This is a genomic window from Agrobacterium sp. V1, from assembly GCF_030518355.1.
Lineage (GTDB): Bacteria > Pseudomonadota > Alphaproteobacteria > Rhizobiales > Rhizobiaceae > Agrobacterium > Agrobacterium cucumeris.
Window position 1 is genome coordinate 2,087,715 of sequence record NZ_JAULSF010000001.1, and the last position, 13,434, is coordinate 2,101,148.

The 13,434-nt window shown below is 60.7% G+C and carries 10 protein-coding genes; 5 read left to right on the plus strand and 5 right to left on the minus strand.

Annotated features, from left to right (window positions below; genetic code table 11):
• Positions 1 to 2: 2 nt before the first annotated feature.
• The 4 genes from urtC to QSV77_RS10235 form a co-directional block, all read right to left on the minus strand.
• A complete protein-coding gene (gene urtC / locus QSV77_RS10215) occupies positions 3 to 1,166 on the minus strand; it encodes an urea ABC transporter permease subunit UrtC (RefSeq protein WP_302733362.1) in 1,164 nt (387 codons plus the stop codon).
• On the minus strand, positions 1,163 to 2,776 hold the full coding sequence (gene urtB, locus QSV77_RS10220; protein WP_302733363.1) for an urea ABC transporter permease subunit UrtB: 1,614 nt from the start codon (positions 2,774 to 2,776) through the stop codon (positions 1,163 to 1,165). Before urtB ends, urtC begins: the two co-directional genes overlap by 4 nt.
• A 289-nt stretch (positions 2,777 to 3,065) precedes the next feature.
• The gene (gene urtA / locus QSV77_RS10230) at positions 3,066 to 4,355 is read right to left on the minus strand and encodes an urea ABC transporter substrate-binding protein (RefSeq protein ID WP_302733364.1); all 1,290 of its coding nucleotides are present in this window, start codon (positions 4,353 to 4,355) and stop codon (positions 3,066 to 3,068) included.
• A gap of 359 nt (positions 4,356 to 4,714) precedes the next feature.
• The gene (locus tag QSV77_RS10235; protein WP_161991263.1) at positions 4,715 to 4,921 is read right to left on the minus strand and encodes a DUF2735 domain-containing protein; all 207 of its coding nucleotides are present in this window, start codon (positions 4,919 to 4,921) and stop codon (positions 4,715 to 4,717) included.
• Positions 4,922 to 5,401: 480 nt separating this feature from the next.
• On the opposite strand from QSV77_RS10235, the gene QSV77_RS10240 reads away from it, so the two are divergent.
• The 5 genes from QSV77_RS10240 (at position 5,402) to QSV77_RS10260 (ending at position 12,567) form a co-directional block, all read left to right on the plus strand.
• A complete protein-coding gene (locus QSV77_RS10240) occupies positions 5,402 to 6,436 on the plus strand; it encodes a glutamine synthetase beta-grasp domain-containing protein (protein WP_142840517.1) in 1,035 nt (344 codons plus the stop codon).
• Positions 6,437 to 6,653: 217 nt separating this feature from the next.
• Positions 6,654 to 7,424, plus strand: a complete 771-nt coding sequence (locus tag QSV77_RS10245) for an SDR family oxidoreductase (protein ID WP_302733365.1) — start codon at positions 6,654 to 6,656, stop codon at positions 7,422 to 7,424.
• Positions 7,425 to 7,455: 31 nt separating this feature from the next.
• Positions 7,456 to 10,851: an ATP-binding protein gene (locus QSV77_RS10250; RefSeq protein WP_302733366.1), complete on the plus strand. Its 3,396-nt coding sequence runs from the start codon at positions 7,456 to 7,458 to the stop codon at positions 10,849 to 10,851.
• Positions 10,848 to 11,777, plus strand: a complete 930-nt coding sequence (locus QSV77_RS10255) for a response regulator (protein WP_302733367.1) — start codon at positions 10,848 to 10,850, stop codon at positions 11,775 to 11,777. Before QSV77_RS10250 ends, QSV77_RS10255 begins: the two co-directional genes overlap by 4 nt.
• 265 nt (positions 11,778 to 12,042) lie before the next feature.
• Complete coding sequence (locus QSV77_RS10260) at positions 12,043 to 12,567, plus strand: AAA family ATPase (protein WP_302733369.1); 525 nt, start codon at positions 12,043 to 12,045, stop codon at positions 12,565 to 12,567.
• 28 nt (positions 12,568 to 12,595) lie between these two features.
• On the opposite strand, the gene QSV77_RS10265 is transcribed toward QSV77_RS10260, so the two are convergent.
• Positions 12,596 to 13,312, minus strand: a complete 717-nt coding sequence (locus tag QSV77_RS10265; RefSeq protein WP_302733370.1) for a polysaccharide deacetylase family protein — start codon at positions 13,310 to 13,312, stop codon at positions 12,596 to 12,598.
• Positions 13,313 to 13,434: the final 122 nt, after the last annotated feature.

Below are 13,434 nucleotides of genomic sequence, written 5' to 3' on the forward strand. Positions count from 1 at the left end.
GCTTACTCCGCCGCCTGTTGCGCAACCGCGCTGTCGTTGCCAGCTTCACGCGCCGCGCCCGCCACACGCTTCTCGCGCCGTCCGGCCAGATAATGCTGCACGGTGCCGACGATGCCCTTGGGGAAGAACAGCGTTACCGCGATGAAGAGACCACCCAGCGCAAACAGCCAGAATTCCGGGAACGCACCGGTGAAATAGCTCTTGCCGCCATTGACCAGCACCGCGCCGATGATCGGCCCGATCAGCGTGCCGCGCCCGCCCACTGCCGTCCACACCACCACTTCGATGGAGTTGGCGGGAGAAAACTCGCCGGGATTGATGATACCCACCTGCGGCACGAACAGTGCACCAGCAATGCCCGCCATCATGGCCGAGACGACGAAGGTGAAGAGCTTGATGTTTTCAACCCTAAAACCGAGGAACCGCACCCGGCTTTCCGCATCCCGCACGCCCACCAGCACCTTGCCGAACTTGGAATTGACGATGCCGGACGCAACCAGAAGCGAGATCGCCAGCATCACCGCCGTCATGGCAAACAGCACGGCGCGCGTGCCGTCGGCCTGCACGGAATAGCCGAGAATATCCTTGAAATCGGTGAGACCATTATTGCCGCCGAAACCCATGTCGTTGCGGAAGAAGGCAAGCAGCAGCGCATAGGTCATGGCCTGGGTAATAATCGAGAGATAAACGCCATTGACGCGCGAGCGGAAGGCGAACCAACCGAAGACGAAGGCGAGCAGCCCCGGCACGACGAGCACCATCAGCGCCGCAAACCAGAACATGTCGAAGCCGTGCCAGAACCACGGCAGTTCCTTCCAGTTGAGGAACACCATGAAATCAGGCAGCACCGGATGGCCATAAACCCCACGCGTGCCGATCTGCCGCATCAGATACATGCCCATGGCATAACCGCCGAGCGCAAAGAAGGCGACGTGGCCAAGCGAGAGAATGCCGCAATAACCCCAGACGAGATCAAGCGCCAGCGCCAGCAGCGCATAGGCCAGATATTTGCCGAGCATCGACATGATATAGGTCGGGATGCGGAACGCGCTGTCGGCTGGCAGCAACAGGTTGGAGGCGGGCACCAGCACGGCAATGGCGAGAATGATGCCGATGGCGATGGAAATGCGGCGATCGAGCGCGCGCAGGAGGAAGCCGGTAATCATGCTTCGATCGCCCTTCCCTTGAGTGCGAAGAGACCGCGCGGTCGCTTCTGGATGAACAGGATGATGAGGACGAGCACGAGGATCTTGCCAAGCACAGCGCCTACCGTCGGCTCAAGGAACTTGTTGAGCACACCCAGCGACAGGGCGCCTACCAGCGTTCCCCAGAGATTGCCGACGCCGCCGAACACCACGACCATGAAACTGTCGATGATGTAGCTCTGGCCGAGATTGGGAGAGACATTGTCGATCTGCGATAGCGCGACGCCCGCGAGCCCGGCAACACCCGAACCAAGCGCAAAGGTGAAGGCATCCACCCACGGGGTGCGGATGCCCATGGACGATGCCATGCGGCGGTTCTGGGTGACGGCGCGCATCTGCAACCCAAAGGCCGAGCGCTTCAGGAGAACCAGCAGCGCAAAGAACACGGAGAGCGAGAAACAGACGATCCACACCCGGTTCCAGGTGAAATTGAGATAACCGACGCTGAAGGAGCCGGACATCCAGCTCGGGCTGCCGACTTCCCGGTTGGTGGGGCCGAAGATGGAGCGCACGCCCTGTTGCAGGATCAGCGAGATGCCCCAGGTGGCCAGAAGCGTTTCCAGCGGTCGTCCATAGAGATAGCGGATGACGCCACGTTCCATAACGAGGCCGACGCAGGCCGTAACCAGAAAGGCGGCAGGCAACGCAATCGCCAGTGACCAGTCAAACAGGCCGGGGAAATGGCTGCGGATCAACTCCTGCACCATGAAGGTGGAATAAGCACCGATCATCACCATCTCGCCATGCGCCATGTTGATGATGCCCATCACGCCGAAGGTGATGGCAAGGCCAATGGCGGCCAGCAGCAGCACGGAACCGAGCGACAGGCCGTACCAGACATTCTGGACGTAATCCCAGAAGGCAAGCGCACTTTCAATGCTGGAAATCGCCTCGTCTATATCGGGTTTCAGGCTCGGATCGACGGACGCGGACGCCGCCATCAGAATGCCGATGGCATCCCGCCCGCCAAGGCTCTTGATGGTGGCAATCGCGTCTTTCTTCTGGTCGAGCGGACGGGCGGAGGAGAGCAGCGAGACAGCCCGCGCTTCCTCCATCCGGGTCCGCACTTCAGTATCGGTCTCCTTGGCGATGGCCGCTTCCAGCAATTCGAGATTTTCGGCACTCGGGGCTTTCAGAACCGCATCGGCGGCGGAAAGCCGCGCGGAGCGTTCCGGGCTGAGCAGCGTCAGGCCGCCCATCGCGGCGCGGATGACGCGGCGCAGATTGTTATTGACCCTGATCTTGGCAACAGCCGCCTTCGGCGCTTCACCGGCGCTTTCACCGGTCAGTGGGTCGATGAGCGTGAAGCTGGAGCCTGCGGCCTTCGTCATGAAGACGAGATTGTCGGATTTACGCACATAAAGATCGCCCGCCGCGAAAGCCTCGAGCGCCGGCACGACACGCGCGTCGCCGGTGGCGGCAATCTGGCCGATCAGCGTTTCGGCCTGCTTGAAGTCAGCCGTGCCGAGGGCGTCGATCAGCGCCTTCGGATCGTTTTGCGCGAAAGAGTGGGCTGCGATCCCCAGGATGAGCCAGAGGAAGATGGCTCCGAGAAAAGATCGGATCGTCATGTCGGGGTCCTTGGGCGGTTTGCGACGGGGCGTTTGTGTGGCGTGGCTTGAGTATGCGGCTTCACCCCCCTCTGCCCTGCCGGGCATCTCCCCCACAAGGAGGGAGATCGGCAGGACGCACCGCATCGCTCTATCTCGACAAACGAGAAATGCGGGGCCTCGCCACGAGTCGATCTCCCCACCTGTGGGGGAGATGCCCGGCAGGGCAGAGGGGGGCACGCTTGTTCAGTTTTCAACTATTGAAGCACCGCCCCCAACGAAGAGGGAGCGGCACCATCCCCGGGGCTAATCAGCTACCCTTACCGCCGCACTTCCCACTGGCCACATTAAAGTTCCCGCAAGACATCGGCTTGCGCCAATCCGAAATCAGATCCTTCGAATCCGGCAGGTAGTCCGACCATTCATCCCCCACCACCTGCGGCGTCTGCTGCACGATCTCAAACTGGCCATCGGCCTGGATTTCGCCGATCAGCACCGGCTTGGTGATGTGGTGGTTCGGCATGACAGTGGAGTAACCGCCCGAAAGGTTCGGCACGGAAACACCGATGATCGAGTCGAGAACCTTGTCCGTCTCCGTCGTGCCGGCGGATTCGACGGCCTTTACCCAGGCGTTGAAGCCGATATAGGCGGCTTCCATCGGGTCATTGGTCACACGCTTGTCGTTCTTGGTAAAGGCATGCCAGGTCTTGATGAATTCGGCATTGACCTCGGTATCGACGGACTGGAAGTAGTTCCACGCGGCAAGGTGGCCGACCAGCGGGGCGGTATCGAGACCGGCCAGCTCTTCTTCACCGACCGAGAAGGCGACGACCGGAATATCCTCGGCCTTGACGCCCTGGTTTGCCAGTTCCTTGTAGAAAGGCACGTTGGCGTCACCATTGATGGTGGAAACCACGGCGGTCTTCTTGCCGGCCGAGCCGAATTTCTTGATGTCGGACACGATCGTCTGCCAGTCGGAATGACCGAACGGCGTGTAGTTGATCATGATGTCCTCTTCCTTGACGCCCTTCGACATCAGGTAGGCCTTCAGGATCTTGTTGGTGGTCTGCGGATAGACATAGTCCGTACCGGCCAGAACCCAGCGCTCGACGCCTTCGGTATTAGCGAGATAATCAACGGCCGGAATGGCCTGCTGGTTCGGTGCAGCACCCGTATAGAAGATGTTGCGCGAGGATTCCTCACCCTCGTACTGAACGGGGTAGAACAGGATCGAGTTCAGTTCCTCGAACACCGGCAGCACGGATTTGCGTGACGAAGACGTCCAGCAGCCGAAGACGGCGGCGACCTTGTCCTGCGAAATCAGCTGGCGGGCCTTTTCGGCGAACAGCGGCCAGTCGGAAGCCGGATCGACCACCACGGCTTCAAGCTTCTTGCCGAGCACGCCGCCCTTCTTGTTCTGCTCGTCGATGAGCATCAGCATGGCGTCCTTCAGCGTTGTCTCTGAAATCGCCATGGTGCCGGACAGCGAATGCAGCACGCCGACCTTGATGGTGTCGTCGGCGGCAAAGGCGCCATGGAAGGCGGTGGTGGACAGGATCGCGCCAAGCAGCGCGGCACTAAGCGTCTTGCGGAATGTCATCGGAAGAACCCCTCTCCTTGTTGGCCTCCTGTGGAGGCTCAGCGGCATCAGCGGCCGCTGCTGGGAGGGACTATCGATCTCGCGGATGCGAAACCGTATACGTCAATTGACGTAGGCGGGGTGGCGAAAGGCGCAGGGGGGAGGTTTTGGTGGACACACACAAGTGAAGATGACCAAGGAGAGTGGACGGCTTCAACTTGTTTCTTCTCCCCGCCGGGGAGAAGTCCGCGGCAGCGGGATGAGGGGGTAACGGTCGAGATATACGGAGAGCTAGCCCCCTCACCCGACCCTTCGGGCCACCTTCTCCTCCTCGGGGAGAAGAAATGCGCGGCACCGTTTCACATCAGAGGTGCGACACATCAGGAATGCGGCTTGCCGTCCCGCTCTTCGTCGCGGATCGCGTCATCATGATACCAGGAGCCGAAATCCACATGCGGCTCGCGTGCCTGACGCTCAAGCTCGCTCAGCGCGCTATTGTGGAACTTGGAAAGCCCCGCGCGCCCGCCGACCGGGAATTGATAGATCGTTGCCGTCTCGCGATGAAAGCCAGTTGCCATTTCGACCATCTCACTCTGTTTGCATCGAAGCACTTTGGTTATGAAGCAAACCCGCAAAGACCGGATTCGCTCCGTTTGATTAAAAAAAAATCACGTTGCGAAAAATATAGGCACTAATCGGCCAATCAGCAAGAAAAACCATTCCGAGAGCGCCGGTTTTTGGGGCAAATGCCGATCCGTCGCGCGCAATTGAAATCATTGCACCGCAACAGGGCATTTCATGCCCAGACGCCGGCTATCTATCAGGATTCAATGATGAAACATGAGGGTTAAATTTGCCTTCCGCAGTGCAGCAGGGCCGGCTTCGCGCAATATCGCAGCCTTTGCGTTCCAGATCCTCTGAAAGATTTTTCGAAGAATTTGCGAAACATCGCCAATCTGGCACGCGGCATGCATCTAAGGGGTCAGCCCTTGAACGCGAATGCGCTTCCGGCGGCGAAAGCCACGGAAGCCTCAAGGCTTCGCATTTTTACCTATGAGAGGTTCGTAATGACTAAGTTCAAACTCGAGTACATCTGGCTGGATGGATACAAGCCGGTCGCCAACCTGCGCGGTAAGACACAGGTCAAGGAATTCGACGAATTCCCGACACTCGAGCAGCTGCCGCTTTGGGGTTTTGATGGCTCCTCCACCCAGCAGGCTGAAGGCCATTCGTCGGATTGTGTGCTGAAGCCCGTCGCGATCTACCCCGACCCGGCCCGCACCAACGGTGCACTCGTCATGTGCGAAGTCATGATGCCCGATGGCGTCACCCCGCATGCCTCGAACAGCCGCGCCACCATCGTCGAGGACGAGGATGCATGGTTCGGTTTCGAACAGGAATATTTCTTCTACCAGGACGGCCGCCCGCTCGGCTTCCCGGAACAGGGTTACCCGGCTCCGCAGGGCCCGTATTACACCGGCGTCGGCTTCAAGAACGTCGGTTCGGTTGCTCGTGAAATCGTTGAAGAGCACCTCGATCTCTGCCTCGAAGCCGGCATCAACCACGAAGGCATCAACGCCGAAGTGGCCAAGGGCCAGTGGGAATTCCAGATTTTCGGCAAGGGCTCCAAGCGCGCCGCCGACCAGATCTGGATCGCCCGTTACCTGCTGCTGCGTCTGTGCGAACAGTACGGCATCGACGTCGAATTCCATTGCAAGCCGCTCGGCGATACCGACTGGAACGGCTCGGGCATGCACTGCAACTTCTCCACCAAGTTCATGCGTGAAGTTGGCGGCAAGGACTATTTCGAAGCCCTCATGGCTGCTTTCGCGAAGAACTGGCAGGAGCACATCGACGTTTACGGTCCGGACAACCATCTGCGCCTGACCGGCAAGCACGAAACCGCTCCGTGGAACAAGTTCTCCTATGGCGTGGCAGACCGTGGCGCCTCGATCCGCGTTCCGCATTCCTTCGTCAACAACGGTTACCGTGGTTACCTCGAAGACCGTCGCCCGAACTCGCAAGGCTGCCCCTACCAGATCGCTTCCGTCGTTCTGAAGACGATCGCAGAAGTGCCGCTCGCAAAGTCGGCTGCTGCCTGATAAGCAAAAAATGGCGTCGCCCCGAACCGGGCGACGCCATTTTTCTGTCCACCGAACGGACGGGTCGGACAGGCGACCTTTCGCCCCCTGCCCCGCGCGACATATTCTTCTTATGCGCAAACTCGAAGAAGTTGCGTGGCTTTGACCAACCGCATCGGATTTTCCGAAAACCGCGACACACTTTTCGGTCCGATGCTCTGAAGCAAGAAGGTGAGCGATGGGCATTCTCCAGAAATTCTCTCTCGAAAACCGCACGGCCATCATCACTGGCAGCGGCCGCGGCCTCGGTTTTGAAATTGCCAGCGCCTTTGCCGAAGCGGGCGCCCATGTGTGGCTGACCGGCCGCAATGCCGAAACGCTGCAACAGGCGGTCGACACGCTGCGCAAGGCCGGCGGCAAGGCCGATTACGCCGCCTTCGATATCGCCGATACGACCGCCGGCAGCGCGCTTGTCCGCCGCATCATGGCCGAGTTCGGCCATCTCGATATCCTCGTCAACAATGTCGGTGCGCGTGACCGCCGCCCGCTTGCCGAATTCAGCGATGAGGACGTGCTGGAGCTGATCCGCACCGATCTCACCTCATCCATCTCGCTGTCGCGCGATGCGGCAGAGGCCATGAACACCAATGGTTACGGCCGCATCATCACCATCACCTCCATTCTCGGCCATATCGTCCGGCCGGGAGATGCCATCTATCCCGTCGCCAAACAGGGGCTGACCGGGCTGATGCGGGCGATTGCCGTGGAATATGGCGCGCGCGGCATCACCAGCAACGCCATCGCACCCGGCATGTTCGCGACAGAAACCAATGCCGCCCTCGCCGAAAATCCTGAGATGGTGGCTTTCGCCAAGCTGCGCGTGCCGCTGGAGCGCTGGGGCCGGCCGGATGAGATTGCCGGTGCGGCGCTGTTTCTGGCCAGCGACGCGGCCTCCTTCGTCAACGGCCATGTGCTGACGGTGGATGGCGGCATGTCGGTGCGGCTGTGAGAAGCCCGTTCACGAAAGGCGCTCGATAGGCATGGCCGCACGGCAACGCATCATCCCCGTCAGGCGCGAATATAACCGCTGGGTCGCCAACCAGACGCTGGAAGATTATGCGCTGCGCTTCACCGCCAAAAGCGCCCGGCAATTTTCCTCCAACCGCATTTCCCACACCGCCATCGGCGCGATTTCCTTTCTGGCGCTGGAAGCCATCGGCGGGGCGATCACGCTCTCCTACGGCACCACCAACGCCTTCTACGCCATCCTCGCCGCCGCCGTCGCCATGCTCGCCGTCGGCCTGCCGATCAGCCGTTACGCCATCCGCCACGGCGTCGATATCGATCTTCTGACGCGCGGCGCGAGCTTCGGTTATATCGGCTCCACCATCACCTCGCTCATCTACGCCGCCTTCACCTTCATGCTCTTCGCCATCGAGGCGTCGATCATGTCCGGCGCGCTGGAACTGGCGCTCGGCATACCCTTGTGGATCGGCTACATCATCTCGGCCGTCATGGTCATTCCGCTCGTCACCCATGGCGTGCGCCTCATCAGCCGCTTCCAGATCATCACCCAGCCCTTCTGGATCGTCCTCAACATCCTGCCCTTCGTTTTCATCGCCCTGATGGACTGGGAAAAATACGATCTCTGGCGGGCCTTTGCCGGTATTCACCACGCCTCGGGGCCATCAGGGACGGTGGCGGATTTCAATCTGGTGGAATTCGGCGCGGCCTCTGCCGTCATCCTGGCGCTGATGTCGCAGATCGGCGAACAGGTGGATTTCCTGCGCTTCCTGCCGGCCGAAGGCCAGAGCCGCCTGCGCCACCGCATCGCCGTCTTTCTGGCCGGCGCCGGCTGGGTGGTCGTCGGCGTACCGAAGCTGCTCGCCGGCTCGTTCCTCGTGGTCTTGACCTTCAGCTCCGGCGTCTCGGTGGATCGCGCCGCCGATCCGGCGCAGATGTATCTCACCGCCTTCGGTTACATGATCCCCAACGAGACAGCGGCCATGCTGCTCATGGTCGCCTTCGTGGTCGTCTCGCAGTTGAAGATCAATGTGATGAATGCCTATGCGGGTTCGCTCGCCTGGTCGAACTTCTTCTCGCGACTTACCCACAGCCACCCCGGCCGCGTCGTCTGGCTGGTCTTCAACGTGGCGATCGCGCTGCTTCTGATGGAACTCGGCATCTACCGGCTGCTGGAAGAAACGCTCGGCATCTTCTCCATCATCGCCATGGCGTGGCTCTGCACCATTTCCGCCGATCTCTTCATCAACAAGCCGCTTGGCCTTGCCCCGCCCGGCATCGAATTCAAGCGCGCCCATCTTTACGATATCAATCCCGTCGGCGTCGGCTCCATGACGCTTTCGGCCACCATTGCGCTCATGGCGCATTTCGGCGCCTTCGGCCCGCTCGCGGCATCGCTCGCGCCCTATCTGACGCTCATCGTCGCTTTCATCGCCTCGCCGCTGATCGCATGGGGCACGAAGGGCAAATTTTATCTCGCCCGCAAGCCGCGCCAGAAATGGCGGGAAGAAAGCAGCATCACCTGCTCCATCTGCGAACACCCGTTCGAGCCGGAGGATATGGCCTGGTGTCCCGCCTATGCCGCGCCGATCTGTTCGCTCTGCTGCTCGCTGGACAGCCGCTGCCACGACATGTGCAAGCCGAAGGCCAAACTGAATTATCAGGTCGCGACCGTCGCGAAATCCTTCCTGCCCGCACAATTGGTGGCAAAGCTCGCCACCCGGCTCGGACGTTACGGTATGGCGGCGGCGATTGCCGTCACCGCCATCGGCGGCATTCTCGCTCTGATCGCCCATCAGGTCGGCACCGCCTCGCCGGCAACGGCCGATGTAGTGAACCGCACCATCCTCATCGTGTTTTTTGTCTTCGCCGTCATTGCCGGCATCGTCTGCTGGTTTCTCGTGCTTGCCCATGACAGCCGGGTGGTGGCGGAAGAGGAATCTTCGCGTCAGAACACATTGCTGCTCAAGGAAATCGCCGCCCACAAGAAGACCGACGCCGCCCTTCAGGACGCCAAGGAAACCGCTGAGGCCGCCAACCGCGCCAAGAGCCGTTATGTCGTCGGCCTCAGCCACGAATTGCGCACGCCGCTCAACGCCGTCTTGGGCTATGCCCAGATTCTTGAACGCGACGACACCATTCCCCCTCCCCGGCAATCGGCGATCAAGGTCATCCGCCGCTCGGCCGATCACCTGTCGGGCCTGATCGACGGGCTTCTCGATATTTCCAAGATCGAGGCCGGCCGCCTGCAGGTCTATTCCAACGAGATCAATATCCAGGATTTCCTTGACCAGATCGTCGACATGTTCCGCCCGCAGGCGCAAGCCAAGGGGCTGGAATTCCGCCATGACCGGTCGCGGGCCCTGCCGCAATATGTCCGCACCGATGAAAAGCGGTTGCGCCAGATCCTCGTCAACCTCATCTCCAACGCCATCAAATTCACCGATGAGGGCGCCGTCACCTTTGATGTCGGTTATCGCAGCCAGGTGGCTAGTTTCACCGTCTCCGATACCGGCCGTGGCATCGCACAGAAGGACCTCGCCCGCATCTACGAGCCCTTCCAGCGCGGCGAAGCAGAGAGCGTGCGGCCAATGCCGGGGCTCGGCCTTGGCCTCACCATCACACGGCTCCTGACCAATACACTCGGCGGCGAGATTTCCGTTTCCAGTGAAAAGGATGAAGGCTCCACCTTCCGCGTTCGATTGATGCTGTCAGCCGTGCACCGACCAAGCACGGCGCCTGCGCCGGAAAAGACCATCCGCTCCTATTCCGGCCCGCGCCGCACCATCGTTGTGGTTGATGATAATGAGGATCATCGCGAACTGATGCGGCAGGTGCTCTCACCGCTGGATTTTGTGGTGCTGACGGCCCAGAGCGGGCCGGAATGCCTGACGCTCATCGAAGGCGTAAAGCCTGATCTTTTCCTCATCGATATTTCCATGCCCGGCATGAGCGGCTGGCAGCTTGTGACGAAGCTGCGCGAGGCCGGCCAGACCGCCCCGCTTATCATGTTGTCGGCCAATATCGGCGATGGCACCGTGGCGGGTGCCGGCGAAGACAACCACAATGACGCCATCGCCAAGCCGGTCGATATCCGCCACCTTTGCGACAGGCTTGCCGTGCATCTCGGCCTGAAATGGATTTACGATACGGACCTGCCCCCGGAACCCGCTCCGCAGCCGGTTGCACGGATCATCCATCCGGGCGCTATCCATATCAGGGATTTGCAGCAGCTCGGCGAAATCGGCTACATACGCGGCATCGAGGCGAAACTCGCCGATCTCGCCCGCAACACGGAAAACCTGCCCTTCACGCAGGAGCTTGGCACCTATGTGCAGGCCTTCGATCTGGCCGGTTACGCGCATTTTCTCAAACGGTTTGCGGATAACGACACGGGAGATGGCAACGCATGAGCGCTCAGGCAACAGCGGCTCCAAGAGACATCGTCCTGCTGGTGGATGACAGCCCGGAAGCGCTCGGCTTCCTCACCGATGCGCTGGAACAGTCCGGCTTTTCGGCGCTGATCGCTACCTCGGGACAGGCCGCGCTCAACATTGCCGAACGCATCACGCCGGATATCATCCTGCTCGACGCCGTCATGCCCACCATGGACGGTTTCGAGACCTGCCGACGCCTGAAGGCCAATGCGGCAGTGGCGCAGGTGCCTGTCATCTTCATGACCGGGCTGACCGAGACCGAACATGTGGTGAGGGCGCTCGAATCCGGCGGTGTCGATTATCTGACCAAGCCGATCAATATTGACGAGTTGCGCGCCCGCATCCGCGTGCATCTTTCCAATGCCCGCTCGGCCCAGAGCGCCCGCGTGGCGCTCGATGCCGCCGGCCGCCATCTGCTTGCCGTGCGCGCCAGCGGCGCCATTCACTGGTCCACACCGCAGGCGACCCGGCTCGTCAATGCCGCCACCGGCCGTGACGACGGCATGGAAACCGTCGTCGCCCATATCGGCCGCTGGCTCGCAGAACGGGCGGCAACGGAAACCGGTCGCGACATGCCGCTGACGATCACCGAGGCCGGGCGGCCTGCCCTGCAGCTGTCTTTCCTCGGCGCCATGGGGCCGGATGAATTCCTCTTCCGCCTCACCGCCGCCAGCGAGAAATCCGACGACCATCTGCTGCGCGAGCATTTCTCCCTCACCGCGCGGGAATCGGAAGTGCTGCTGTGGATCGCCAAGGGCAAATCCAACCGCGATATCGGCGATATTCTCGGCCTTTCCGCGAGAACGGTGAACAAACATCTGGAACAGATCTATGTGAAGCTCGGCGTCGAAAACCGCGCGTCGGCGGCCGTCAAGGCGGCGCATGTTCTGCATCAGGGGTGAATTTCCTCGCGTGATGCGTTAGGCTGCTTCTGACATCCCGCAGAGCAGCCAATTCCGGACGAGCGGCGGCCGCTTGTTTCTTCTCCCCGCCGGGGAGAAGTCCGCGGCAGCGGGATGAGGAGGCAAGCCCTCCGAATTCCGGCAACGCTGCCCCCTCATCGACCCTTCGGGCCACCTTCTCCCCCTCGGGGAGAAGAAACTCGCGGCAAACCACCACCCAAAATCATCGTCCGATCCGCTGAACCCAACACAGGAACAAACACCCATGAACCGTTTCATCATCCTTTCCGGCTGCTCCGGCGGTGGCAAATCCACCCTGCTTGCCGAGCTATTCCGGCGCGGTTTTGCCACCGTCGAGGAACCCGGCCGCCGTATCGTCATCGAAGAAACCCGCAACAACGGCACCGCCCTGCCGTGGGTCGACATTGAAGCCTTCGCCCGCCGCGCCATCGCCATGGCACTCGAAGACCGGCAAAAGGCGCCGCCGGATGGCCTGGTCTTCTTCGACCGTGGCCTGATTGACGCGGCCTCCGCGCTGCGCCATGTCAGCGGCGATGCCTTCATCGATACACTGAGCCATGCGCACCGCTACAACAGGCTGGTTTTCCTCACCCCGCCCTGGCCGGAAATCTACCGGGGCGATGATGAGCGCCGGCACGATTTCGATGCGGCGGTCGAGGAATACGAGCGTCTGCTCCGCGACTATGACGCGCTTGGCTACGATATCGTCGTGCTCCCGAAATCGGGCATCGCAGAACGTGCAGATTTTATCCTGACGCGGATCAGCTGAACGGCACCTGCACGCAACAGCACTGGCCTCAGCGACTGTCCAGCAATTGCGAAACGGTAACGAACTCAAACCCGCGTTGGCGCAGACCGTCGATGATCAGGGGCAAGGCCTGCCGGGATATTTCGCGGCTTCGATACATGACATGCATGATGATGATCGAGCCATTTTGCGTTTGCTCGATCACATGTTTCGCAAAAGCAGCAGTATCCCCGGCGACTTCAGGAAACGATTCCGGCTCGACATCCCACATGATGGTTTTCCGCTCATGCCGGGAAAGATACCAGGGCAAAGTCAGCAGCTTCTTGCCATAGGGCGGGCGGAACATGATCTCGCCTTCATAACCCGCAGCCCGAATGGCCGTATCGGTGCGCTCGATTTCCTCATCTATCCGCGCCGTCCCCATCAGCGTCATGTTGGAATGCGTAAAGCTGTGGTTGCCGACCTGGTGTCCCTCGTCGACGATCATGCGCGCCTGCGGCAGGTTTTCTTCGGTTTCCCTGCCCGTCAGGAAAAAAGTCGCCTTCACTCCGCGTTCCCGGAGGATCGCCAGAACATCTTGCGTGAAGCGGGCCGAAGGTCCGTCATCAAATGTCAGCGCCACCAAGGGCTTTGCTGTTTCGACCCGCGCGATGATTGTTCCGAATGATTGCACCGTCCGCGATTTGCTGAAGAGATGCAGGCTGAAGAGCACGGCCGCTAGGGCAGCCAGACCAAGGAACAGAAACAAGGCCCGCTTCATCGTCATTGCTGCCCCTCATCGCAGTTTTGCGAGATGTTTGTTTCGCGCCTTGTTGTCTCCAGTGTGGCAGGCCGGGTGGGTAAGGTGTCGTCAAACAAAAAAGCCCGGCATCGCTGCCGGGCTTCGAT

Bases quoted from the DNA above. Each gene is read 5' to 3' on its own strand.
- urtC (WP_302733362.1), bottom strand. From the start codon at position 1,166: ATGATTACCGGCTTCCTCCTGCGCGCGCTCGATCGCCGCATTTCCATC.
- urtB (WP_302733363.1), bottom strand. From the start codon at position 2,776: ATGACGATCCGATCTTTTCTCGGAGCCATCTTCCTCTGGCTCATCCTG.
- urtA (WP_302733364.1), bottom strand. From the start codon at position 4,355: ATGACATTCCGCAAGACGCTTAGTGCCGCGCTGCTTGGCGCGATCCTG.
- QSV77_RS10235 (WP_161991263.1), bottom strand. From the start codon at position 4,921: ATGGTCGAAATGGCAACTGGCTTTCATCGCGAGACGGCAACGATCTAT.
- QSV77_RS10240 (WP_142840517.1), top strand. From the start codon at position 5,402: ATGACTAAGTTCAAACTCGAGTACATCTGGCTGGATGGATACAAGCCG.
- QSV77_RS10245 (WP_302733365.1), top strand. From the start codon at position 6,654: ATGGGCATTCTCCAGAAATTCTCTCTCGAAAACCGCACGGCCATCATC.
- QSV77_RS10250 (WP_302733366.1), top strand. From the start codon at position 7,456: ATGGCCGCACGGCAACGCATCATCCCCGTCAGGCGCGAATATAACCGC.
- QSV77_RS10255 (WP_302733367.1), top strand. From the start codon at position 10,848: ATGAGCGCTCAGGCAACAGCGGCTCCAAGAGACATCGTCCTGCTGGTG.
- QSV77_RS10260 (WP_302733369.1), top strand. From the start codon at position 12,043: ATGAACCGTTTCATCATCCTTTCCGGCTGCTCCGGCGGTGGCAAATCC.
- QSV77_RS10265 (WP_302733370.1), bottom strand. From the start codon at position 13,312: ATGACGATGAAGCGGGCCTTGTTTCTGTTCCTTGGTCTGGCTGCCCTA.